This is a genomic window from Streptomyces sp. NPDC030798 (genome assembly GCF_055572275.1).
Window position 1 is genome coordinate 680,406 of sequence record NZ_JBVIDR010000002.1, and the last position, 21,917, is coordinate 702,322.

Consider the following 21,917-nt stretch of genomic DNA (forward strand, 5'->3'; position numbering starts at 1 on the left):
TTGCGTCGGGGACAGGGGGGCGCCCATGTGCGGGACCACGTGTCGGTTCGCGGTCGGCCGCATACGTCGGCGCCCCGGCCCGTGGGGGCTGGTGGCGCCTGGCGACGTCGTCCAGAGAAACAGGCTCCGGGTGGGTCCGCAATGACCCCTTTTACTAGTTGTGGCCGGATCGAGGGGAAATATCGTTTGTGTGGCGTGGCTCTCAAAGTGCAGGTCAGCAGGGGTGCGCGAAGGGATGTATCGGACATTTGCCACTACGGTCGGCGGTCGTAGGTGACCTGCGTCATGTGGGGTGCTTCACCGGCCGCCTCACCCCGTGGATACGAGTGCTCACGTGCGGCTCACCGGTCGGGGGCGGCGAATGTGACCGCGGTCTCGAAGGCGGCGCGGCGCGTGGCCCGGCGCAGGGCGCGCAGCACCGCCGGGCCGAGGGTCAGCGTCAGGACGACCGTGCACACCGCCCGGCCCAGGTCCCAGCCGAGGGAGGTGGCCAGGCAGTAGGCGGCGAACCGGGCCAGGTTGGCCGGGACCGTGGCCTGCGGGTCGAAGGAGATGCCGGAGGCCGAGCGGTCGAGGAACGGCCAGCCCGCCAGGTTCATGATCGTGCCGTAGGCCAGGGCGGCGAAGAAGCCGTAGAGCGCGAGCAGCAGCAGCTCGGCGCGGCCGCGCAGCCGGAGCGGGGCCGGGAGGAGACCGGCACCCATCGTGAACCAGCCCATCGACAGCATCTGGAACGGCAGCCACGGGCCCACTCCGCCGGTGAGCAGCGCGGAAGCGAACATCGTGATCGAGCCGAGCGCGAAGCCGAAGCCGGGGCCGAGGACCCGGCCGCTGAGCACCATCAGGAAGAACATCGGCTCGATCCCGGCCGTCCCCGCGCCGACCGGCCGCAGCGCCGCACCTGTCGCGGCCAGCACGCCGAGCATGGCCACGGCCTTCGGCCCGAGCTCCGACTCCGAGATCGTCGCCGCCACGACCGCCACGAGCAGCACCAGCAGGCCGGCGAAGAGCCAGGGGGCGTCCTGCGCGTGGGCGCCGAGCCGGGAGGTGGGCGGGGCGAGGAACGGCCAGAAGAAGGCGACCAGCCCGACCGCGCTCACGAGGGCCAGCACGGCGAGGGAGCGAGGGCCCAGCAGGACGGCGCGGCCCGCCGGGGAGGGGCGACGGACGCCGGCCCGGGCGGCGGGGCCGGAGAGGTGCCGCGATGTCGTCATGCCAGCGCCTTCCGCACCTCGGACACCGTGAGCCACTGCTGGGGAGCGAGGATCTTCGTCACCTGGGGAGCGAAGGACGGGGACGAGACCACGATCTCCGCCGTCGGACCGTCGGCGATCACCTCGCCCTCGGCGAGCAGCACCACCCGGTGCGCGATCTCGGCGGCCAGCTCCACGTCGTGCGTGGCCAGCACGATCGCGTGCCCCTCGGCGGCCAACTCGCGCACCACCGTGACCAGGCGCCCCTTGGCGGCGTAGTCCAGGCCGCGCGTCGGCTCGTCGAGCAGCAGCAGGGGCGGACGGGCGGCCAGGACGACCGCCAGGGCGAGCGCGAGCCGCTGGCCCTCGGAGAGGTCGCGGGGATGGGTGGCGTCCGTGATGCCCGGCAGCAGGCGGGACACCAGGGCCCGGCAGGTGCCCGGCACGGCACCCGCGTCCCGGTCGGCCGCCGCGCATTCGGCGGCCACCGTGTCGGCGTACAGCAGATCGCGCGGCTCCTGCGGGACGAACCCGACCCGGCGCACGAGGTCGCGGGGCGGCACCCGGTGCGGGACGGCTCCGCCGACGTGCACGGTGCCGGCGGCGGGCTCGACCAGCCCCACCAGGGCGCCGAGGAGGGTCGACTTGCCGGCGCCGTTGCGGCCCATCAGCGCGACCGTCTCACCGGGCGCCACGGCCAGGTCCACCTGCCGCAGCGCGTCGACCCGCCCCCGCCGCACGGCCAACGCCCGCACCTCGGCGACGTACGGTACGGCGGCCGGGGCGGGGACGGCGCCGGCCCGCCGAAAGAGACGACGGCGCCAGGAGTCCGAGCGGCGGGCGACGTGAACCGCCCCCGGGGCTGTGCCCTCACCCGGGCGCCGACCGCCGACTCGGTCCTCGACACCCACCGTGCGCGCCCCCGGTCGGCCGTGGCCCTGGGCCATGCTCCCGCCCGGCGCCGATCGGTCCTCGGTGCCGGCCGTGCGCTCGCAGGGTCGATGGCCGGAGCGGGGTGTGTCCTGGGTGCGGGGTGTGCGCTCGCCGGGCAGATGGCCGGAGCGGGGTGTGTCCTCGGCCGGTCGGTCCTCGGTGCGGGGTGTGCGCTCGCCGGGTCGATGACCGGGGCGGGGTGTGTCCTGGGTGCGGGGTGTGCGCTCGCCGGGCTGATGGCTGGAGCGGGGTGTGTCCTCGGCCGGTCGGTCCTCGGTGCCGGCCGTGCGCTCGCAGGGTCGATGGCCGGAGCGGGGTGTGTCCTCGGCCGGTCGGTCCTCGGTGCGGGGTGTGCGCTCGCCGGGTCGATGACCGGGGCGGGGTGTGTCCTCGGCGCGGGGCGCTTTTTCGTCCGCTTGGTCATGGGCACCGGCCGTGACCCCGCCCGACGGCTCCTCGGCGCGGACCGCGTACACAGCGGGCCGGCCCCCGGCGTCGGTCGCTTCTTCGCCGGGTCGGTCCACGCCGGACCCTTCCCCGGCCGCCGTGCCGCCCTTCACCGCCCCCGGCGCCGGATCCGCACCCCGGTGGCCCGTCGCCGCCAGCCGCTGCCGCAGTTCGCCCGCCCGGCGGCGGGCATCGCGCACCGTCAGGGGCAAGGGGGACCAGCCCGCCAGTCGGCCCAGGTCCACGACCGGCGGGTACACCGGGGACGCGGCCATCACCTCCGCCGGATCGCCGTGGAGCGGGGCGGCGCCGGGGGCGGGGAGGAGGACGACACGGTCGGCGTACTGGATCACGCGCTCCAGGCGGTGCTCGGCCAGCAGGACCGTCGTCCCGAGGTCGTGCACCAGGCGCTGCAGCACGGCCAGCACCTCCTCCGCGGCGGCCGGGTCCAGCGCCGAGGTCGGCTCGTCGAGGACCAGCACGCTCGGGTGGGGCGTCAGCACCGAGCCGATCGCGACGCGCTGCCGCTGCCCGCCGGACAGCGTGGCGATGGGCCGGTCGCGCAGGTCGGCGAGGCCGAGCAGGTCCAGGGTCTCCTCCACGCGTCGGCGCATCACGCCGGGAGCGAGTCCCAACGACTCCATGCCGTAGGCGAGTTCGTCCTCCACCGTGTCCGTCACGAAGTGGGCGAGCGGATCCTGCCCCACCGTGCCCACCACATCGGCGAGCTCGCGCGGCTTGTGCGTACGGGTGTCCCGGCCGGCCACCGTGACCCGCCCGCTCAGCGTGCCGCCCGTGAAGTGCGGCACCAGCCCGCTGACCGCACCCAGCACGGTCGACTTGCCGACCCCCGACGGCCCCACGAGCAGCGCGAGTTCACCCTCGGCCACCTCGAGGTCCACACCCCGGACGGCCGGTTCGGCAGCGCCCTCGTAGGTGACGCCGACCTCCTCGAAGCGGATCACGACGACTCCCTGGGGACGACGAAGGCGGGCAGCAGGGCGAGCAGCACGGCGGCCGCGGGCCAGAGGGGCAGGGCGGGGGCGACCAGGGGGACGACACCGGGGTGCAGCGCGTCCGGATCCCGTACGGCGGCCAGCGTGAGCAGCGCGGCGACCGCCGCCCCCGAGCCCGCGACCAGCCAGGCCCGCGCACCCCACGGGTCCGGACGGTACCGGGTGCGCGGCGAGCGCCGGCCGCCCAGCCGCAGGCCCGCGAGGGCCGCCACGACCCCGGCCAGCAGCACCGGCAGCCCATAGGTGCCGCCCTCCGCGGTGAGCAGCCCGTACGTTCCCGCGCACACGCCGAGCAGGCCACCGAGGGTCAGCGCGGTCGTCGTACGGCGCACCGGGGCCGCGACGGAGGCGGTCCGGCCGTAGCCCCGGGCCTCCATCGCGGCGGCGAGCGCCACCGAACGCTCCAACGCGCCCTCCAGCACCGGCAGTCCCACCTGAAGCAGTCCCCGCAGGCCCCGGTCCGGCCGGCCGCGCAGCCGGCGGGCGGCACGCAGCCGCTGGACGTCGGCGACGAGGTGCGGCGCGAAGGTGAGGGCGACGACCACGGCCACGCCCGCCTCGTACAGCGCCCCCGGCAGCGACTTCAGCAGCCGGGACGGCGCGGCGAGGGCGTTCGCCGCGCCGACGCAGATCAGCAGGGCGGCCAGCTTCAGCCCGTCGTACGCGGCGAAGAGCAGCGCCTCCGCGGTGACCCTGCCGCCCAGGCGGATGCCCTGCGCCCAGTGCGGGAGCGGGACTTCGGGGAGGGTGAGCAGGATGTGGGTGCCGGGGACGGGGCTGCCGAGCACCGTCGCGAAGAGGAGGCGGACGAGCAGGACGGCGGCGGCGAGCTTCGCGAAGGCGGTGTAGGAGCGGGCCCAGGGGGCGGGGGAGCGGTGCGTGGCCACGACGTAGCCCGACACGGCGATGAGCAGGGCGAGGAGGAGGGGATTGGTGGTGCGGGTCGCCGCCGTACCCAACCCCAGGGACCACAGCCACCAGGCACCGGGGTGCACGGTGGCGGCCGCACTCCGCCCGGCCCGGCTAGACATCCCTGCGCCGCCGCGCCTGCCACACCGCCGCACCGGCCAGGACGGCGATCACACCGGCGCCGATCGGCAGGCCGAGCGACGGGCCGTCGTCCCCCTTCGCCGGCTTCCCGCCGGCCGCCGGCTTCTTCGCCCCGGACACCTGCTCCCCGCATCCCCTGTGCGGATACCCGGCGATCGCGCACAGCAGGGCATTGGTGTCGTAGCGCAGGGGCTTGGCGGTGGCGGCGAGGGCCTCGGCCGTCGTCGCGTCGGCAGAGACACGGGCACAGGCCGTGCGCCGGGCGGGCGGGGTCTCCCCGGAGGGGGCGTCGGCCGGTGTGCCGAAGTCGAGGACGAGGGCCACGCGCTTCGTGCCCGGCTCGGCCGGCGTACCCGCACAGATGGTGGCGAAGTCCGCCGTGCCGCGCGGCCGCGTCGCGTCCGCCGAGTCCGCGCTCACCGCGAACCGGAACCCCTGCACGGCACCGTCGTCGGGACGGGCGGTCGAGGGGCCCTCGGTGGCGTACGTCCAGTGGCCGCCGGACCGCTCCCAGAACGACCAGTAGCGGTACCCGGCCGCGTGCGCCGGCAGGGCGGCACCCGCCAGCAGGGCGAACGCGGCGACGAGCAGGGCGAACGCGGCGCCGGGCACGGCCGTGGCACGGCGGACGGCGCTCACGGCTGCCGCTTCTTCCGGCGCCCGCTCAGCAGGAGGCCGATGCCGACGACCGCGACGGCACAGACGCCGGCGATCCACCAGACACGGGAGCCGGAGCCCTTCTCGTCCTCGGCCGCATGGTGGGCACCGGTGGACCTGGCCTGCTGCGGGGCCGGGCCGAGCTTGTTCAGCGCCTGGACCAGGTCCGTGCCGCCGAAGTCGCGCGGCTCGGCGCCGACGGCGTGCGCGGCGAGGATCAACTGGGCGTAGGCGGCCGGACCGCTCTGCCGCGCCCACGGCGCCGCGTTCTTCTCCAGCCAGGCGTACGGCTTCTTCGCCTGCGCGCTCCACCCGTCCGCCGCGAGCGCGACGACGGTGTCGGCGGTGTTGCCGAAGTCCGGCTGGTCCTTCGCGCCGGGCAGGGCCGACATGAGGTGGCCGGTCCGGGCGACCGCGCCGACCAGGTAGGCGGCGGCGTTGTCCGCGACCCGGGCCGGGGTGGCCTTGCCGGAGGCCGTGCACACCGGGGCCTTGGCACGGGCCTTGCCGGGCTCCACCACGAAGCCCTTGCCGAGCGCGCCCAGCACACCGGCCGCCGTCGCGTCCGCGTTGGCGACCAGCCTGCCCTTCTTGTCCGGCTGGTAGGCGAGGGCGCCACCGCCGGCCTCGGCGCACGGCAGGGCCCGCGCGCTCAGCAGCTGGTACGGGGTCCCCGGCTCGGCGCGGAGCCGGCCGAAGTCCTCACCGTCCGCGGCGAAGGCGCCGAGAACGACGGAGGTGGAGTTGGTGTCGCTCGGGCTGCTCGGCGTGTAGCCCCAGCCGCCGTCCTTGTTCTGTACCGTCGTCAGCCAGACCAGGGCCTTGCGGACCTCGGTGTCGTGCCCGCCGAGCGCCCGCAGGGCCTGGACGGCGGCGGCCGTGCTGTTGGTGTCGGGCTGGGCGCCGCCCTTGCCCTCGCACGGCTTGGCGGTGTCCGCCCGGAACGCGGCGAAGCCGCCCTTGTCGCACTGCTGTCCCAGCAGCCAGTCGACGGCGGAGGCGGCGGGCCGGTAGCCGAGCGTGCGCTGGGCGAGCAGGGCGAGCGACTGGCGCCACACGCCGTCGTACGTCGGGTCGGCCTTGCCGAACAGCCCCGCCGGGACCGTCACTTTGGGCGAGGCGGAGGGGGAGGAGCCGGCGGCCGTGGCGGGCGCGGCGGCGGCCAGCACGCCTATCGCGGCGAGAGCCGCGGCACTGCGGCGGACGTTCATGGTGGGCGACTGCCTCTCCCTACGGGGAGCCTGCAGCACACGGGAACACCCCGGGCGGCTCGGCTCCGTGAACCTCGACGGTGCCGTGCGCGGCGGGTCGCCGAGCACGCGGGCCGGTCAACGTCCCGCGCGGGGCGGTCCGGCTCACCGTCCTTGGGCGGACGGCTCACGGAAAGGTGTCTCCCGGTTCGAGCGAAGCCGAGAATTGAGGAAGGGTCAGCGCCGGAATTGCACCGGCTTCCCCCCGTACGGGTGTGATGACGACGACGCCACTTTACCGGCAGCTCACAGCGGGCCGAGGAGTGGCTGTGCACACAGGGGCGCGGTGACCGGGATCACGGCGGGACGGGTACGGGGCCGGTCCTTCCCGGCCCCGACAGGGCCTAGGCGGCCCACGGCACTTGAGGGGTCACCGTGACCTCCAGGTAGCGGGCGAGGCGGTCGATGAGGCGGGTGCACTCCGCCGGATCCTCGCCCTCCACCACCCAGTGCGCGATCCGGTCCCCCGAGCCGGCGGTGACCAGGTCGCCCGGCCGCCGGGTGAGGACCATCGCGTCGCCGAACGGCTCGCACGCGACCGCCGGGTCCACGGCCAGGTGGGTCAGGCGGCCGGTCGAGGCCGGGTGGGCGAACTGGACCGCCGCCGCCCGCTGGCGGGTGGGAGAGACGTCCGGGAGCCTGCCGATGGCCAGTCCCGCCGCCGCCCGCGCGAGGTCGACACCGGTGGCGTGCTCGACCAGCAGCGGGATCAGGTCGCCCGGCAGGCACGGGACGACATCGGCGACGCGCGGGCCGCGCTCGGTGAGCCGCAACTCGAGATGGACGACGGTGTGGGCGAGGCCGAGCACCCGTACCGTCCGCTCCACGGTGTGCCGCAGGAAGCGGTTGTGCAGCAGCCCGTCGTGCGCGTGCACCACATGCCGCAGCGGCCGCCGGGCGGGCGGCGGGCCCGGGGTCGTACGCGTGAGCGCGGCGATGCGGATCTCGTCGTCCAGCACCACCGCCTCGACGAAGACGCGCTGCCCCTCGATGTCCTCCGGGCCGGCCGACGGCACCTTGTGGCGGGCCAGCAGCGCCTGCAGCGCGGCCGGCCGGGCGCAGGCCTCCGCCGTCTCCTCCGGGATGCCGGGCAGACCCAGCCGGGCGGCGATCCGCGCCGCGGCGGGCAACTGCTCCCTGCCGCACGGCAGCACCCCCCGCACCGAGTGCCGTGCCGCGTACCGCACGACCGCCTCCCCGCCCGGGTCGGCCGCGATGTGGCCGGACAGATAGGGGCGCGCCCAGGCGGGCGGAGCGGTGTCGACCAGCACCACCGGATGGACCGCCGCGATCCGCGCCAGCGGATGCTCGGCGTACGCGGCCCGGCGGCCGGTCCCGAGAAGAAGGACGGGCTGAGGCATCGGAGCCTCACCTTCGTGGGGAGAAGGCGGACAGCGTAACGCCCCGGATGCTGCTCCCCCATAGGCAGCACCCGGGGCGGGTCGATCTTGCTCTCAGTGCCCCGATCCTCACCCACCGCACCCTCAACTGTCAACGATTGCTGCCACTTTCCGCAGCGGGCGTTGTCACGTCTGGTCGGCGCCCGGGGATCCGGGTAGCCTCGGCAGCTCTCAGCCAAGGAACGGACGACACGCCCAGGGGGGACCTCGGTGAGTGACGCCTACGGCCCGCTGGCCGACGCGCTGGACCGGCTCGGGGAACTGACCGGCAGGCCGGGCCGGCTGCCGGAGGTCCTGGACGTGGCCGGGCTCTCCCACCGCACCGGCATACCCGTCGGTGTCGTCGTGGAACTGCTCTCGGGCGGCCGGGCACCGGAGGCCTGCCTCGCCCAACGGGTGCGGCAGCGGCTGGACTTCATCCGCGAGACGCGGCGGCGGCCCGACGGCAAGCGGTACTCGCTGGACGAGCTGGCCCGGATCGCCGGCACCAGCAGGCAGTGGCTGAGCGAGTGGCGCAAGAGCGGGATGCCGGGCCTGGAGCACACCGACCGGCTGCGCCGGTTCTTCGGGCTGCCGGCGGGCTTCTTCATCGCGGACGAACAGGAGGCGCTGTACGAGGCGTTGCAGCCGGTGCTGCAGAGTCTGGAGGCGGAGGCGGACCCGTTGCTGCGGCTGCGCGAGAGCGGTCTGGTCCGGCTGGCGGCGCGTGCCCCGCAGATGAACGCCCGTCAGCTCGCCACGCTGGCGGACCTGGCGGAGATGATCATCACGTCCGAACGGGCCGGCGCCTGAAGCGTGCCGCTGGAATCGCCCGGTGATCCGGGGCTGGCCGTAAACGATCGTTGCCACTCGTGGAACGTGCAGTTCCGGCGCTGTCGGCCCTATCGTCGCCGCACGCCCGCCGATGCCCGACGGGGCAGGGCGATGCCGGCACGGACCACGACCACCAGGGCCACGACCCCGCGGACGACGACCGCCGACGACCGCCGGAACGACGACCACCTGAACCACGACCGCCGGAACCACGACCGCCAGAACCACGACCGCAAGGACGACGACCGCAAGGACCACGCATGAGCCCCGACAGATCGCCGAAGTCGCGCAGACCGACGAGGTCGCCGAAGCGGTTCCTCGACCGGCTCGTCCGGGACACCGCCCGCACGCTGACGCCGCCGACCGAGCCGAAGGCGTTCCTGCACGCGGTCTGCGCCACGCTCAGCCCCCAGCTGGACCGCCCGGTCCGGCTGAAGTTCGTCGCCTTCCCGCCCGGCCTGGACGTCTCCGGGGTCACCTTGGCCATGGACGAGGAGTACATCGTCGTGGTCGAGGAACGGGCGCCGGACGCGCACAAGTTCGTCATCGCGGGGCACGAGATCGGCCACATCCACTACCAGACGCTGGACGTGCACTACCCGGCCGGCATGCCCGCCGCCGCCCGCCGGCTGCTGTCCCGGGCCGAGGAGGACATCCCCTGGGACCAGGTCGTCGCCATGGCCACCCGGTCGCCGGCCGCCACGGCCGCGGCGGCGGAGTGGGAGGCGGAGGAGTGCGGGCTGCGGCTGGCGGCGAAGTTCTCCAAGGTCGTCGGGCCGGGCGCGGCGGCCGGCCGGCTGACCCAGGACACCCTCACCGGCCGGCTGTCGTCCTCGCTGGGCAACATCGGCGGGCCGTGATGCGCTGGGACCTGGCGGGCTCCTTCACCGCCTACGCCGTCCCCGCGCTGCTGCTGGGGGTGGCCTTCGTCATCAAGCTGCCGCTGCTGCGGCGCGCCTGGCAGGACCCGATCCTCCGGGCCACCGCGCTGCTGCTCGGCATCGGTGCCGTCGTCTTCGCCTCGCTGCCGCCGGGCAACCTGCACCGCATCAACGAGATCACCGGGGTGCCCAACTTCGCGGGCCTGTGGGTCTACTCCCTCCTCACCGCGTACTGCGGGGCCTGCCTGTGGCTGATCATCACCTGGCGCGAGCCGCCGTCCGCGGTCCGCCGCCGGCGCACCCGTACGGTGTGGATGGCGTACGGCGTGATCATCCTCGGCCTGTGGACTACGTTCCTGCTCGGCGACCACCGGGTGGAGCGGCTGCGGGACCTCGACACGTACTACGCCAACACGCCCTGGATGCGCGAGTTCGTGATGCTGTACCTGGTCGCGCACATGGTGTCCGCGCTGGTCGCGGCCGGCATCCTGTGGGCCTGGTTCAAGGAGGTCGAGGACACCTGGCTGCGCCGAGCCGTGGTCTTCCTCCAGGTCGCCTACGCGCTCGGGTTCATCTTCGACGTCGCCAAGATCGCCGCGATCGGGGCCCGGTGGAGCGGCCGTGACTGGGACTGGCTGTCCACGTACGCCGCGCCGCCGTTCGCCATCGCCGAGGCGGGGCTGGTCGCGGTGGGCTTCATCGCCGGGCAGGCGGGGCCGGTGGCCGAGGAACACCGACGGCTGGTCCGCGCCCACCGGCGCCTGAAGCCGCTCTGGCAGGCCATGCTGACGGTCACCGCGCCGGCCGCCCCCGCCATGGGCAGGGTCAGCGGCGCCGCCCTCCGCCTGGAACTGCGCCGGGCCGCCATCAACGACGGCCTCCTCAAACTCGCACCCCACCTCAGCCCCTCCCGCCGAGCCCGGGCCCACCGCGCGGCCACAGCGGCCGGCCACCCGGAGCACACGGCCCGCGGCGTCGCGGCAGCGGTCGACATCCTGACGGCGGCTGACCACCTGCACGCTTCGACGGGGGCCGGCGCTCCCGAAGGGGCGCGGGGGACCGCGCGACCGGCCACGGCCGTCCGCCGGCCACGACCCGAAGGCCGGACACAGGCTCTCCGCACCCCCGGAGCCGCAGCCGCACCCAGGGCAGCCAGCGCACCCACTCCCACAGCCGCACCCGCACCCGTCCTCGGAGACGCGCCCGCACCCACCCTCGGGGACGCGCCCGCACCCACCCTCGGGGACGCGCCCGTACGCACCCTCCGGGACGCGCCCGCGCCCACTCTCGCGGACCCACCCGCAGACGCGCCCGCACCCCCGCCCCCGGACGCGCCGGCCCCCACCCCCCGGCCCGTACCGCCCGGCGCCGGCTCACCGGCGGAGCCGCACCCCACCCATGTCCCCGACAGCGAACTGGAGTGCATCGCGCTCGCGTTGCGCCACCACGCGTCGGTCGTCGAATCGCTCCGCCGGCAGGCGGCCGCCACAGAAGGTCTCATCCGACATGCCTGACATACCCCGCACCCGCCGTACCGCCCTCGTCATCGGCGGCAGTACGGCCGGGATGCTGGCCGCCTCCGTGCTCGCCACCCGCTTCCACGAGGTCACGATCGTGGAGGCCGACCGGCTCCCGCAGGGCCCCGAGCCGCGCAAGGGCCTGCCCCAGGCCCGCCACGCCCACCTGCTGTGGTCGGGTGGGGTCGCCGCGCTGGAGGAGCTGCTGCCGGGCATCACCGGGGAGCTGGTGGGCCGGGGTGCCGGGCTCATCGACGTGATGACGGACCTGGTGAGCAAGGCTCCCTCGGGACAGTGGTTCCGACGCTTCGCCGACTCCCGGCACCACATGATCGTATGCAGCCGGGACCTGCTGGACGCGGTCATCCGCGCCGACGTGCTCGCCCGCCGCCGCATCACCCTGCTGGACGGTACGAGGGTGGCGGGCCTGGCCGGAGACCGGGGCAGGGTGACCGGCGTCCGGGTGCCGTCCAGCCGGCCGGGCGGCCACCCGGCCACTCTCTACGCCGACCTGGTCCTCGACGCGAGCGGCCGCGCCTCCCAGGCCCACAAGTGGCTCCAGGAGCTCGGCCACCAGCCGGTCGAGGAGCGAACCGTGGACGCGGGCGTCGTCTACGCCAGCCGCGTCTACGCGGCCCCCGCCGACACGACCGCCCTGCGCTACCCGGTCGTCAACGTCCAGGCCGACCCGCGCGACGCACCCGGCCGCGGCGGCGTCGTCGTACCGATCGAGGGCGACCGCTGGCTGGTCACGCTCTCCGGCACCCGCGGCGGCCGGCCCACCGCCGACCCGGAGGAGTTCGAGCACTTCGCGCTCACCGGCCTCAAGGACCCCATCATCGGGCGCCTCATCGCCGGGGCGAAGCCGCTCACCGACCCGGTCACCACCCGCAGCACCGCCAACCGCCGCCGCTACTACGAGAACGCCGAGACCTGGCCGGACGGCTTCGCGGTCATCGGGGACGCCGTCGCCGGCTACAACCCCGTCTACGGCCACGGCCTCTCCGTCGCCGCCCAGAGCGTGCAGGCCCTCGGCCGGGTCCTGGACCGGCACGGCCCCACCGCCCCCGGCACCGCCCGCCGCATCCAGCGCGCGGTGGCCCGCCCGGTCGGCAACGCGTGGAACCTGGCGGTGGGCCAGGACGCGTACTACCCCGGGGCCGCCCCCCAGCCGCCGACCGCCGTGGAGCGGCTGCTCACCGCGTACGTCGACAAGGCGGTCGCGGCCGGCTCCGAGAACCCGCGCGCCCTGCGGGGCCTGCTGGACGTGATGAGCCTGAAGACCCCGCCGGCCCGCCTCTTCGCCCCCGACATGCTGTGGACGCTCTGCTTCGGCCCCCGCAAGGGCCCGCTGGACGGCCCCCCGCTGACCAGCGCCGAACGGGAGGCGGCGGGCCTCAGCCTGCCTTCGGCGTCGGCCCACCGAACGGGAGCACCAGCGTCCGGGACGCGATGAGCCAGGTGCCGTCGACGCGGCGGAAGGCGTCCTCGTAGTGACCGGCCTGGACGGGCGGCCCGGCGGGCACCGTGCCGCCCGCGTATCCGTCGACGCGGTACGTCGAGAAGTACGACACGGCGGTGGCCGTGGTCCGGCCGGTCACCGTGACCAGGATGTTGGACATCAGGCGGCGCGAGAGCCGGTCCGATCACAACGCGCGGTACGCCACCGGCTCGGTCCCCGCCACCGGCTCCGCCCGGCCCTGTTTCACCAGGCGGCGCAGATGCGCCTCCGCCTCGGAGACGGCGATGTTGCGCGAACCGTACGGGATCTCGGCCCAGGGCCGGTTCCACTCCATCCGCTCGGCCAGCTGCCAGGGCGTGAGCGGCTCCGACAGCAGGGCCAGCAGGCCGGTGAGCCGGTCCTCGTGATGCGCGAGCAACTCCCGTACCCGAGCGGGCGCGTCGGTGAAGGGATGCTGGTGGGCGGGGAGGACCTCGGCGGGGCCGAGGCGCTCCACCCGCTCCAGGGAGTCCAGGTAGTCGCCGAGGGGGTCGGTCGCGGTCGCGTCGTCCGGATCCTCGTACAGGCCGATGTGCGGGGTGATCTCCGGCAGCAGGTGGTCACCGGAGAACAGCCGGCCGTGCCCCGGGAGCCGGCCGGGATGCTCCTCCTCCAGGTGCAGGCAGACGTGGCCCGGTGTGTGGCCGGGGGTCCAGATCGCGCGCAGCCTGCGGCCGGGCAGGTCCAGCAGCTCGCCGGGGACGATCTCCCGGTCCGGGAGGGCGGGGGAGAGGCCGGGCAGGCCGCGGGTGCGCGGGGTGCGGAGCGGCGCGAGATGCTCCTCGGGGGCGCCGGCCGCCTCGAGTTTGGCGCTCATGTAGGCGAACCAGCGCTCCGGTCGGGCCTCCCGGGTGCGCCGCACCACCGCGGTGTCGGCGGCGTGCATCGCCACCCAGGCGCCGGAGGCCTCCCGCACCCTGGCCGACAGGCCGTGGTGGTCCGGGTGGTGATGCGTGATGACGACGCCGTACACCTCCGCCACCGCCGTACCGCAGGCGGCCAGTCCCGCCGCGAGGGTGTCCCAGGACGCGGGATCGTCCCAACCGGTGTCGACCAGCACGGGACCCCGGTCGGTGTCCACCACGTACACCAGCGTGTGGCCGAGGGGATTGTCCGGAATGGGCACCGCCACGGAGCGAACGCCTCCACCGTGCTCGAACGTCGTCACCATCTGTCCTCCGCCGTACGGCCACTGCTCACAGCAACTAGAACTGATTTCACGTCAGATGGCTACAGCGGGGCACCGCTCGCGTCCGGGCCGGCCGTGGGCCAGTTGTCACCCGGGCCGGTGACAAAACCGACGGCTGTCCGTCCTCTGTGTCACTGGTCGGCGGCGAGGACGGATTCTGCGAGGGACGTGCGTGCGTACAGCACCGAGCGGCCGGCCCGGTGGGCGGTGACAAAGCCGGCATCGCGCAGTGCCGTGAGGTTCTGGGAGACCCCGGCCTTGGAGATCCCGGTGCGGTGGGCCAGTTCCGTCGTTGTGGCCGGAGCCACCAGTTCGGTGAGCAGGAGGGTCCGTGCACGGCCGAGCACCGCGGCGATCGCCGCGGTACCGGTGACGGTGCGGCGTTCCCACAGCGTGCCGGTGCCCCGGGCCCGGTAGGCGAGTTGCGGGGGGTCCGGCGGGGCGACCCGTGTGGACAGGCCGGGCCCTTTGAAGGCCGAAGGGATCAGGAGCAGCCCTGCGCCGGCCGTCTCCCGGGACAGGGACCGGGGCCGGCGGACCAGCCGCAGTACGTCGTCGTTCCAGCTGACCTGTGGGTGCAGCTCGTTGAGGAGGTGGCCGGCTCCGTACCGCGCGACCTGCCGAGCACGGTGGAAGATGTCGGCGTCCAGTACCGTGCGGATCCGCGCCCAGTATGGGGCGAGTGCCAGTTCCCAGTAGGTCTCGATCTCCTCCGCGACCCGTGCCAGGCGGGTGCCCGGATCGGCGTGCAGGGACCGCAGCCGGGGTCCGATGCCGCCCTGGTGGCGTCCGAGGTGGTCGAGGTCCTCTCGGATGCGGTCCGCGGGAGCGGCCACGACCGCGGCCAGCTCCTCCGCCAGTGTGGGGGCCGGCCCGGTGGGTGCCGGGTTGAGGAAGTCCGGGACATAGCCCGAGGGCGGGATCAGTTCGGCGAGCCATGCATGGTCCAGTCCGGCCGCCGCGACGCGTGGCCGCACCTGCTCCAGCCAATGCCGGTGCACGGGATCCGCGGTACCGGAGGCCAGCAGCCGGAAGCTGCTCCCGACGTGCCACATCGGCGAGACTGCGAACCGCACCTGCGCCACGTCTCCAGCCGAGAACGCAAGCTCCACCAGGAGTGCCACCTCCCGAGGATTCACCCATACCTGAATCAATGGCGGCCACCCTAGCGTGTGGAGATCCTTCCGGCATGACCCCAGAGACGATCACCGCCGCCGCGTCGGGAACCTGGAAACTGGGTGACCTGACGGTCAACCGGATCGGCTTCGGGGCGATGCGCCTGCCGCAGACCGGCAAGGCGCTCGTGCCCGACGCCGTCCCGCGCGACCGCGACCAGGCGATCAGCGTGCTTCGCCGCGCCGTCGAGCTCGGCGTGAACCACATCGACACCGCCGCGTTCTACTTCTCGGCGCTGCGCTCGGCCAACGAACTGATCAACCGAGCCCTGGCCCCCTACCCGGACGACCTCGTCATCACCACCAAGGTCGGTCAGCCACGCGACCCGTCGGGAGCGTGGCTGCCCCACGCCAGGCCGGATCAGTTGCGCGGACTGGTCGAGGAGAACCTGCGCCAGCTCGGCCGTGACCACCTCGATGTGGTGAACCTCCGCATCGTCGGCACCGATTCGATCGCCGAGCGCTTCGGTGCGCTGGCCGATCTGCGCGAAGCCGGGCTCATCCGCCACCTCGGCCTCTCCAACGTCCACCCCCATCACCTGGCCGAGGCCCAGGCCATCGCGCCCGTGGTGTGCGTGCAGAACATGTACGGCCTCGGAGTGCGGCCCGACCAGGACGGGTTCCTTCGCACCTGCGGCGAGCAAGGCGTCGCCTTCGTGCCGTTCTACGCGATCGCCGCCACCGGGCGCCAGGCCGGGGCGAAGGACAGCGACCATCCGGAGATCCTGGCCGTCGCCCGGGCACACGGGGCCGGACCCGCCCAGGTCCGGATCGCCTGGACTCTGCACCGCGGCCCGCACGTCCTGGCCATCCCAGGCACCGGTGACCCGGACCACCTGGCATCGAACGTGGCCGCAGGCGCCCTCCGGCTCTCCGAGGCCGAGCTCGCCCGCCTCGACTCCCTGCACCGCCGAAGTCTCTGAGTGGCTTCCACGAGGAGAACCCGACCAGCGGCTCAGCCGCTGGTCAGGGACTGGTCGGTGCCGAGTCTGGCCTCCTGTGACCAGAACTGATATCAGTTCTGAAACAGCGTCAGAAGGGTGGCGGCCATGACGGAGCTCGTGGAACACGGACAGCTGTTCATCGGCGGGGAGTTGACCGAACCGCTCGGCAAGGACGTCATCGAGGTGATCTCCCCCCACACCGAGGAGGTCATCGGGCGGGTGCCGCACGCCTCGCGGGAGGACGTCGACCGGGCCGTGGCCGTCGCCCGCCGCGCCTTCGACGAGGGGCCCTGGCCGCGTGCCTCGCTGGAGGAGCGGATCGAGGTCGTCGGCCGGATCAAGGACGGCATCGCCGCCCGGCACGAGGAGATCGCCCGGGTGATCTCGTCGGAGAACGGCTCCCCGTACTCCTGGAGCGTCCTCGCGCAGGCGCTCGGCGCGATGATGGTGTGGGACGCGGCGATCCGGGTCGCGCGGGACTTCGTCCACGAGGAGCGCCGGGACGGGATGCTCGGCCCGATCCTGGTCCGGCGTGAACCGGTCGGCGTGGTCGCGGCGGTCGTGCCGTGGAACGTGCCGCAGTTCGTCGCCGCCGCCAAGCTGGCTCCGGCGCTGCTGACCGGCTGCACGGTCGTTCTCAAGCCGTCCCCGGAGTCGCCGCTGGACGCGTACCTGCTCGGCGAGATCGCCCGCGAGGCCGGCCTGCCGGACGGCGTGCTGTCGATCCTGCCCGCCGACCGGGAGGTCAGCGAGTACCTGGTGGGGCACCCCGGCGTCGACAAGGTCTCCTTCACCGGCTCGGTCGCCGCCGGCAAACGGGTCATGGAGGTGGCCGCCCGCAGTCTGACCCGGGTCACGCTGGAGCTGGGCGGCAAGTCGGCGGCGGTCGTCCTGCCGGACGCGGACGTCACGGCGGCCGTGTCGGGCATCGTCCCGGCGGCCTGGATGAACAACGGCCAGGCGTGCGTGGCCCAGACCCGCATCCTGGTCCCGCGCTCGCGCTACGACGAGTTCGCCGACGCCTTCGCGCAGGCGGCGAGCGCCCTCAAGGTCGGCGATCCGCTGGACCCGGCCACCCAGGTCGGCCCCCTGGTCGCCGAGCGCCAGCAGCGGCGCAACCTCGACTACATCCGCATCGGCCAGGAGGAGGGCGCCAAGATCCTCACCGGTGGCGGCCGCCCGGCGGGCCTGGACCGCGGCTGGTACGTCGAGCCGACCCTCTTCGGCGACGTCGACAACGCGATGCGGATCGCCCGGGAGGAGATCTTCGGCCCGGTGATCTGCCTGCTGCCCTACGGGGACGAACAGGAGGCCGTGAAGATCGCCAACGACTCCGAGTACGGCCTCTCCGGCAGCGTGTGGACGGCCGACGTCGAGCACGGCATCGAGGTCGCCCGCCAGGTCCGCACCGGCACCTACTCCGTCAACACCTTCAGCCTGGACATGCTCGGCCCGTTCGGCGGCTACAAGAGCTCGGGGCTGGGGCGGGAGTTCGGCCCCGAGGGCTACGGCGAGTACCTCGAGCACAAGATGATCCATCTGCCGGCGGGGTCGTAGCCATGGGCGACCGCTGGCACGTCGAGGTCGACCGCTCCCTGTGCATCGGCTCGGCCCAGTGCCTCCACCACGCCCCGGACGCCTTCCGCCTGGACACCGCCCGCCAGTCCCACCCGCTCGCCCCGGACACGGACGCGAGCGAGCAGATCCTGGAGGCGGCGGAGAGCTGCCCGGTGGAGGCCATCATGATCACCCTGGCGGACGGCGAGGAGCCGGTGTTCCCACCGGAGGACTAGACCGCGCGACCTGGGCGAAATTGTCCCTATTTGCGGGGTTCTGTCGCGCCCGAGAGAGCTATCCTGGAGGCAGCCTACGAGGCGAGTGAGGGAGTCCGACCGGAGTAGCCGACTTGGGCGAGACGCGCGAGCATCCGCCGAGGCCGACAGCGACGGTAGGGCTGAGAGGTCGGAAGGCAGCAGTCGGGCCGTACGGCGACCCCCATGACCTGATCCGGACCATACCGGCGAAGGGAACCCGTCTCGTAGGTCTTCACGTGTCCGGAACTCCGAGCGGCCCCCGGATCCCGGCGGGCGAGGACGACGACGGGTTCAGCCGAGCCAGGCGAGCGGGTCTTCCTCGTCCTCCCCGGAGGCCCGCACCGCCGTGAAGGTGACAGGGACTCCCAGCTCTGCGAGACCGGCGAGAACGTCGGGCGAGAGGTGGAGCCCCAATCCTGATGATTCGGCAATGCCTGCCAGATCGACCTTCACCGAATTTCCCGCCTCCTTCAGCGCGTCGAGCGCCGGCTTGCGGGGGCTGAGGAATCCGATAAGTTCCGCAGCCTGTTCATCGGGGCTTTTCGAGTGCCGCTCGTCAACGGTAAGAGTGGCCCAGCCAGGGCCGGAATAGACGCCCACGCCCTCGGATGAAGAGAACTCTTTACTGTCGGCGAGTTGCAACTCCGCAAGCAGGGAATCGCAATTCACTTCCTGGCCTGATACGACCAGGGACGTGCTCAAGTTACCCCACGGCTTCAACTTCGCTCCATGTTCCATGACTGTTCTTTCAGCGTTCGTTCATATTGGCCGCGACCCAGAGGGGGAAGCCCAGACGTGCGATTCGCTTGAGTTCCTCCGGCTGGAGGGTGAGGGAGCAGTCGTTCCCGGCGAATCCGTAGATGTCGATGATCACTTTGTATCCCCGCTCGACCAATTGCGCGAGCTCGGTCCGCTTGCTTTCCGCAGCGGAAAGGATGTTGCCCAACTGCTCGTGGAAGTCCCGGCTGACGTTCGAGTCGCAGTTGATCCCCCACTCTCCGTCGATCTCGCCCGGGCGACCCCATTTGCTGGGTCCCGGGTTGCGCACACCGGTGGGCTCGATACCAAGGAAGGATGTGATCTCCTCGGGCTGGAGATCGCGTCCCTTGACGACGAGTGACACATCCGTCAACACCCAGTGGCGTTTTTTTGTTACAGGCATGTATGACTCCTCACAGGTTGGGACATTCTACTTGAGCTCACGGCACGCCGCCCAGTGAACATTTCCCATGCCGGGCTTCAGCAGCTCGCTCAGGGCGGTCTCCTTGCCGACGGTCGTCGAATTCTCGAACACACTGAAACCTCCGCCGCCCATGGGAGCGGGAGGCGCCAGCGTATAGTTCGGAATTGCGTCGCCCGGTCCGAATGTCTCCACGTAACCTCCCGGGTAGACACCTCGCTCGACGGTCAGGCCGTTGAGTCCCGGAAGTGGTTCTCCGTGTTGCACGTAGAAAGAGATGGTGGTTCCCTCGGGAACCACGGTTTCGCCGGCCCTGCTTTTGAGATAGCCATGCCCTGCGAAGACTTTCTCCCCGTCCGGACGGCCACCGGCGAGCACCCGGTCCGCATAGTAACGGCCATCAGTGTCCGGCCATTTCTTGTCCAGTATCTGCGGGTTGGAGTCGCGCAGCGCCTGCATGACGTCGGCACGCTCGGGCATGGGGTCCCCGGCACCTCTGACGGCCTGACGCTCGAGGCCCTCCCGCACTCCGCGTCGCGCCGCCGACTCCAGGCCCTCCTCCGTCGCCATGCGCAGTCCGCCGCGGGCGAGACCGGCGCCTTTGGTGCCGATGAGTTCCGGGATGAGGCGGCCGACGAACTCCGAGGGGTCCTTCTTGAAACCGTCCACGGCGGCCTGGACGACTCGCTCGGGATGGGCGGCCGTGGAGACCAGGCCGGACAGCGTCATGCTGACGTTCTGCAGGTAGGCGGCCGGGTGGGTGAGGTTGTAGGGGTCCGTCGGGTTCAGGCCGCGGGCGAAGTTCAGCAGGCCGGCCGTGCCCTTGAGGGCGCCGCCGACGACATGGGTCAGCTCGGTGTTGACCGCCTGGTAGCCGTCGGCCAGGTCGTTGCCGATACGGGACAGCGGCGGCGGCTCGGCGGGTGCGTGCGCGAGCGCGGCCCTGACCTTGCCCTGCGCATGGGAGGCGGCGGCGTTGCGCTGCTTGCGGGCCTCGGCGAGCTTGTGGACGGCGGCCTTGACGTCGGCCTTGCCCGCCTCCCGGTCCTGCTCGGGCTTGGGTCCGGGGTCCTCGTTCGCCTTGATCTTGGCGTTGTAGGCCTCGGCCTTCTTGTTGTACGCCTCCACCGCGTCCTTGGCCGCCCTGACGCCCTTCTTGTAGAGCTCCACGGCCTCCTTCGCCTGACCCTGCGCCCACTTGACGGTGTCCGCGTACGACTCCAGCGCGTCGGCTGCCGTGGTGCACGCCTCGGCCGCCTGTGCCCACTTGGTCGGGTGCACGCCGAACTTCTCCCGGAAGGCGTCACCGCCCTCACCCTGCCAACCCGAGGAGTCGACCTTGCGCAGCCCCTGGCTGACCTTGTCGAAGGCACCGTGGAAGTCCTTCAGGTGCTTCGCGCTCGCGCGGATCCTGTCCGGGCTGCCGTGGACCAGCTCGTCGGGCTCCTCGGTCTGGCCGAGCTGCTGCTCACCCGGGGTGGCACCCAGGTCCGAGGCGACCTCGTCACCCCAGTCCTCCACGCTGTCGGCCCAATCGTGCGCACCGACGTAGTCCAGGGCACCGCCCAGCTTGTCGGTGCCGTAGTCGACGGCCTCGCCGAGCTTCTTCTTGCCCTCGTCGTAGAGATGTTCGCCGTAGCCGAGGGCGCTGTTGAGGCCGTCGCCGATGTCGCCGAAGACACCCATCAGCCCTCACCGCGCTGCTGCTCGGCGGCCTTGGCGCGGGCCTCGGGGGAGGGGCCGAAGGTGTCGTCCAGGTACTGGTTGTACTCCTGGTCCGAGACCCCGAACGCGCTGTGCAGGTTCTCCGGGTTCAGGCCCATCGGGCCCACGGTGTGCGAGGTCATCACGTCCCGGCCGGCGTCCTTCCAGCCCTGCTCGCTGGTGGCCAGCGCCCGGTCGAAGGACTCCTTGCTGTAGTCGACACTCATACCGGACGTCGCGATGTCGCCCCAGCCCATCTTCTCCACCTCCTCCTCGGAGGCGTACGGGTTGCCGACGGCCGCGTTCGCGACGACCTTGAAGCTGCCCTCGACGTACTTCTCGGTCTCGTAGTACGTGCCCGCCGACAGACCCGTCTTCACGGCGAAGCCGTTGCCCTCGTCGATCAGCGAGCGCACGCCCCATTCCCAGCGCTCGCAGAACGACTTGAACTCCCCGGTCAGTCCTTCGTGCCCCAACTCCAACCCCGACAGCGCGATGTCACCGAACCCGCGCCCGGCCCCGGCCTCCCCGACCATCCCGAGTTCCTTCAGCTCGCCCAGCGCCTCGGTCAGCCCCTTGGCGATCAGGTCGAGACCGTCGGTCTTCAGGTCCTTGCCGCTCCCGGTCACTGCGCACCCCCCGTCCCGCTGCCGGTGTCCACCGCCACCTCGTCCGGCACGATCCCGCGCACCGGCGGGAGGACCATGCCGTCCTCCCCGTCCGCGCAGTCCAGCGCCACCCCGCACGGCACCCCGGCCGCCGGCACCGCCACGTCCAGCAGCCGCGCCCCGAGCACCGTCTGGTACGTCCACTCACGCGCCGCCTCACCCCGCGCGATCGCGTAACGGGCCAGCGCGTGCTCGTCGGAGAAGGCCAGGATGAAGCGGACGCCGCCGAGGTCGGCTGTCAGCAGGCCCCGTTCGTCCTCCGGCCCGGGGCCGTCGCCGAGTGGTACCAGAAGCGGCGTACGGCGGAACTCACCGAGGAGCGCGGCGAACTCACGTCTGCGCGCCTCTGCTTCGTCCGCCGGGGCGGAGGCGGCCCGAACGGATGCCGTCCGAGGAGAGGGCGCCGCCGCGGAGTTTGCCCGGGGAGAGTCCGTCTGCTCCTGCGAAGGAGTGGTCATCTCCGCGTAGTCGGTCAGACGTGACCTTGGAACGTTGTTGTGCGCCGACTCGTCCGAGCCGCCCCCGTGTTCAGACATGCCGACCATCATCGCGACCGCACCGACAGGGAACAACCTGCCCCCGTCA

At 72.9% G+C, this 21,917-nt stretch carries 21 protein-coding genes and 1 pseudogene; 8 read left to right on the forward strand and 14 right to left on the reverse strand.

The window, feature by feature from the left end; all coding sequences use genetic code 11:
* Window positions 1-341 precede the first annotated feature (341 nt).
* From ACZ404_RS07555 to ACZ404_RS07580, 6 genes are all read right to left on the reverse strand, one after another.
* Window positions 342-1,214 (reverse strand): ECF transporter S component, encoded by an 873-nt coding sequence (locus tag ACZ404_RS07555; RefSeq protein ID WP_468436883.1) that lies wholly within the window; start codon window positions 1,212-1,214, stop codon window positions 342-344.
* Window positions 1,211-3,538, reverse strand: a complete 2,328-nt coding sequence (locus ACZ404_RS07560) for an ABC transporter ATP-binding protein (protein WP_468436885.1) — start codon at window positions 3,536-3,538, stop codon at window positions 1,211-1,213. Before ACZ404_RS07560 ends, ACZ404_RS07555 begins: the two co-directional genes overlap by 4 nt.
* Window positions 3,535-4,620, reverse strand: a complete 1,086-nt coding sequence (locus tag ACZ404_RS07565; RefSeq protein ID WP_468436887.1) for an energy-coupling factor transporter transmembrane component T — start codon at window positions 4,618-4,620, stop codon at window positions 3,535-3,537. The genes ACZ404_RS07560 and ACZ404_RS07565 overlap by 4 nt, the downstream gene beginning before the upstream one ends.
* A complete protein-coding gene (locus ACZ404_RS07570; RefSeq protein WP_468436889.1) occupies window positions 4,613-5,278 on the reverse strand; it encodes an SCO2322 family protein in 666 nt (221 codons plus the stop codon). Before ACZ404_RS07570 ends, ACZ404_RS07565 begins: the two co-directional genes overlap by 8 nt.
* A complete protein-coding gene (locus ACZ404_RS07575) occupies window positions 5,275-6,507 on the reverse strand; it encodes a prenyltransferase/squalene oxidase repeat-containing protein (RefSeq protein ID WP_468436891.1) in 1,233 nt (410 codons plus the stop codon). The genes ACZ404_RS07570 and ACZ404_RS07575 overlap by 4 nt, the downstream gene beginning before the upstream one ends.
* Before the next feature lie 383 nt (window positions 6,508-6,890).
* Entirely contained in the window at window positions 6,891-7,907 is a 1,017-nt protein-coding gene (locus ACZ404_RS07580) for a hypothetical protein (RefSeq protein WP_468436893.1), read from the reverse strand.
* Between the two features lie 249 nt (window positions 7,908-8,156).
* Between ACZ404_RS07580 and ACZ404_RS07585 the strand changes: the two genes are divergently transcribed.
* The 5 genes from ACZ404_RS07585 to ACZ404_RS07605 all read left to right on the forward strand — a co-directional run bounded on the left by ACZ404_RS07585 (window position 8,157) and on the right by ACZ404_RS07605 (window position 12,613).
* Window positions 8,157-8,738, forward strand: coding sequence for an XRE family transcriptional regulator (locus ACZ404_RS07585; RefSeq protein WP_468436895.1), 582 nt, complete (start codon window positions 8,157-8,159; stop codon window positions 8,736-8,738).
* 132 nt (window positions 8,739-8,870) lie between these two features.
* Complete coding sequence (locus ACZ404_RS07590) at window positions 8,871-9,023, forward strand: hypothetical protein (RefSeq protein WP_468436897.1); 153 nt, start codon at window positions 8,871-8,873, stop codon at window positions 9,021-9,023.
* Entirely contained in the window at window positions 9,020-9,619 is a 600-nt protein-coding gene (locus ACZ404_RS07595) for a hypothetical protein (protein WP_468436899.1), read from the forward strand. The genes ACZ404_RS07590 and ACZ404_RS07595 overlap by 4 nt, the downstream gene beginning before the upstream one ends.
* The gene (locus tag ACZ404_RS07600) at window positions 9,619-11,154 is read left to right on the forward strand and encodes an MAB_1171c family putative transporter (RefSeq protein ID WP_468437190.1); all 1,536 of its coding nucleotides are present in this window, start codon (window positions 9,619-9,621) and stop codon (window positions 11,152-11,154) included. Before ACZ404_RS07595 ends, ACZ404_RS07600 begins: the two co-directional genes overlap by 1 nt.
* On the forward strand, window positions 11,147-12,613 hold the full coding sequence (locus tag ACZ404_RS07605; RefSeq protein WP_468436901.1) for an FAD-dependent oxidoreductase: 1,467 nt from the start codon (window positions 11,147-11,149) through the stop codon (window positions 12,611-12,613). The genes ACZ404_RS07600 and ACZ404_RS07605 overlap by 8 nt, the downstream gene beginning before the upstream one ends.
* Here ACZ404_RS07605 and ACZ404_RS07610 read toward each other — a convergent pair.
* The 3 genes and pseudogenes from ACZ404_RS07610 to ACZ404_RS07620 form a co-directional block, all read right to left on the reverse strand.
* Window positions 12,555-12,803 (reverse strand): annotated as a pseudogene (locus ACZ404_RS07610) (nuclear transport factor 2 family protein); the annotation flags it as partial. The gene ACZ404_RS07605 and the pseudogene ACZ404_RS07610 overlap by 59 nt on opposite strands.
* The gene (locus tag ACZ404_RS07615) at window positions 12,804-13,829 is read right to left on the reverse strand and encodes an MBL fold metallo-hydrolase (protein WP_468436903.1); all 1,026 of its coding nucleotides are present in this window, start codon (window positions 13,827-13,829) and stop codon (window positions 12,804-12,806) included.
* 149 nt (window positions 13,830-13,978) lie between these two features.
* On the reverse strand, window positions 13,979-14,971 hold the full coding sequence (locus ACZ404_RS07620) for an ArsR/SmtB family transcription factor (protein ID WP_468436905.1): 993 nt from the start codon (window positions 14,969-14,971) through the stop codon (window positions 13,979-13,981).
* A 65-nt stretch (window positions 14,972-15,036) separates the two neighbouring features.
* Between ACZ404_RS07620 and ACZ404_RS07625 the strand changes: the two genes are divergently transcribed.
* From ACZ404_RS07625 to ACZ404_RS07635, 3 genes are all read left to right on the forward strand, one after another.
* Window positions 15,037-15,945, forward strand: a complete 909-nt coding sequence (locus tag ACZ404_RS07625) for an oxidoreductase (RefSeq protein WP_468436906.1) — start codon at window positions 15,037-15,039, stop codon at window positions 15,943-15,945.
* Window positions 15,946-16,071: 126 nt separating this feature from the next.
* Window positions 16,072-17,523, forward strand: a complete 1,452-nt coding sequence (locus tag ACZ404_RS07630; protein ID WP_468436908.1) for an aldehyde dehydrogenase — start codon at window positions 16,072-16,074, stop codon at window positions 17,521-17,523.
* 2 nt (window positions 17,524-17,525) lie between these two features.
* Window positions 17,526-17,759, forward strand: coding sequence for a ferredoxin (locus tag ACZ404_RS07635; RefSeq protein WP_468436909.1), 234 nt, complete (start codon window positions 17,526-17,528; stop codon window positions 17,757-17,759).
* Window positions 17,760-18,071: 312 nt separating this feature from the next.
* Here ACZ404_RS07635 and ACZ404_RS07640 read toward each other — a convergent pair whose 3' ends face one another.
* The 5 genes from ACZ404_RS07640 to ACZ404_RS07660 are packed head-to-tail and all read right to left on the reverse strand — an operon-like array spanning window position 18,072 to window position 21,868.
* Window positions 18,072-18,518 carry a hypothetical protein gene (locus tag ACZ404_RS07640; RefSeq protein ID WP_468436911.1) on the reverse strand — a complete coding sequence of 149 codons (447 nt, stop codon included), beginning with the start codon at window positions 18,516-18,518 and terminating at the stop codon, window positions 18,072-18,074.
* Window positions 18,519-18,528: 10 nt separating this feature from the next.
* Window positions 18,529-18,942 carry a DUF4279 domain-containing protein gene (locus ACZ404_RS07645; RefSeq protein WP_468436913.1) on the reverse strand — a complete coding sequence of 138 codons (414 nt, stop codon included), beginning with the start codon at window positions 18,940-18,942 and terminating at the stop codon, window positions 18,529-18,531.
* Between the two features lie 27 nt (window positions 18,943-18,969).
* Window positions 18,970-20,646, reverse strand: coding sequence for a WXG100 family type VII secretion target (locus tag ACZ404_RS07650; RefSeq protein ID WP_468436915.1), 1,677 nt, complete (start codon window positions 20,644-20,646; stop codon window positions 18,970-18,972).
* Window positions 20,646-21,293 carry a hypothetical protein gene (locus ACZ404_RS07655; RefSeq protein WP_468436917.1) on the reverse strand — a complete coding sequence of 216 codons (648 nt, stop codon included), beginning with the start codon at window positions 21,291-21,293 and terminating at the stop codon, window positions 20,646-20,648. The genes ACZ404_RS07650 and ACZ404_RS07655 overlap by 1 nt, the downstream gene beginning before the upstream one ends.
* On the reverse strand, window positions 21,290-21,868 hold the full coding sequence (locus ACZ404_RS07660) for a hypothetical protein (protein ID WP_468436919.1): 579 nt from the start codon (window positions 21,866-21,868) through the stop codon (window positions 21,290-21,292). The genes ACZ404_RS07655 and ACZ404_RS07660 overlap by 4 nt, the downstream gene beginning before the upstream one ends.
* Window positions 21,869-21,917: the final 49 nt, after the last annotated feature.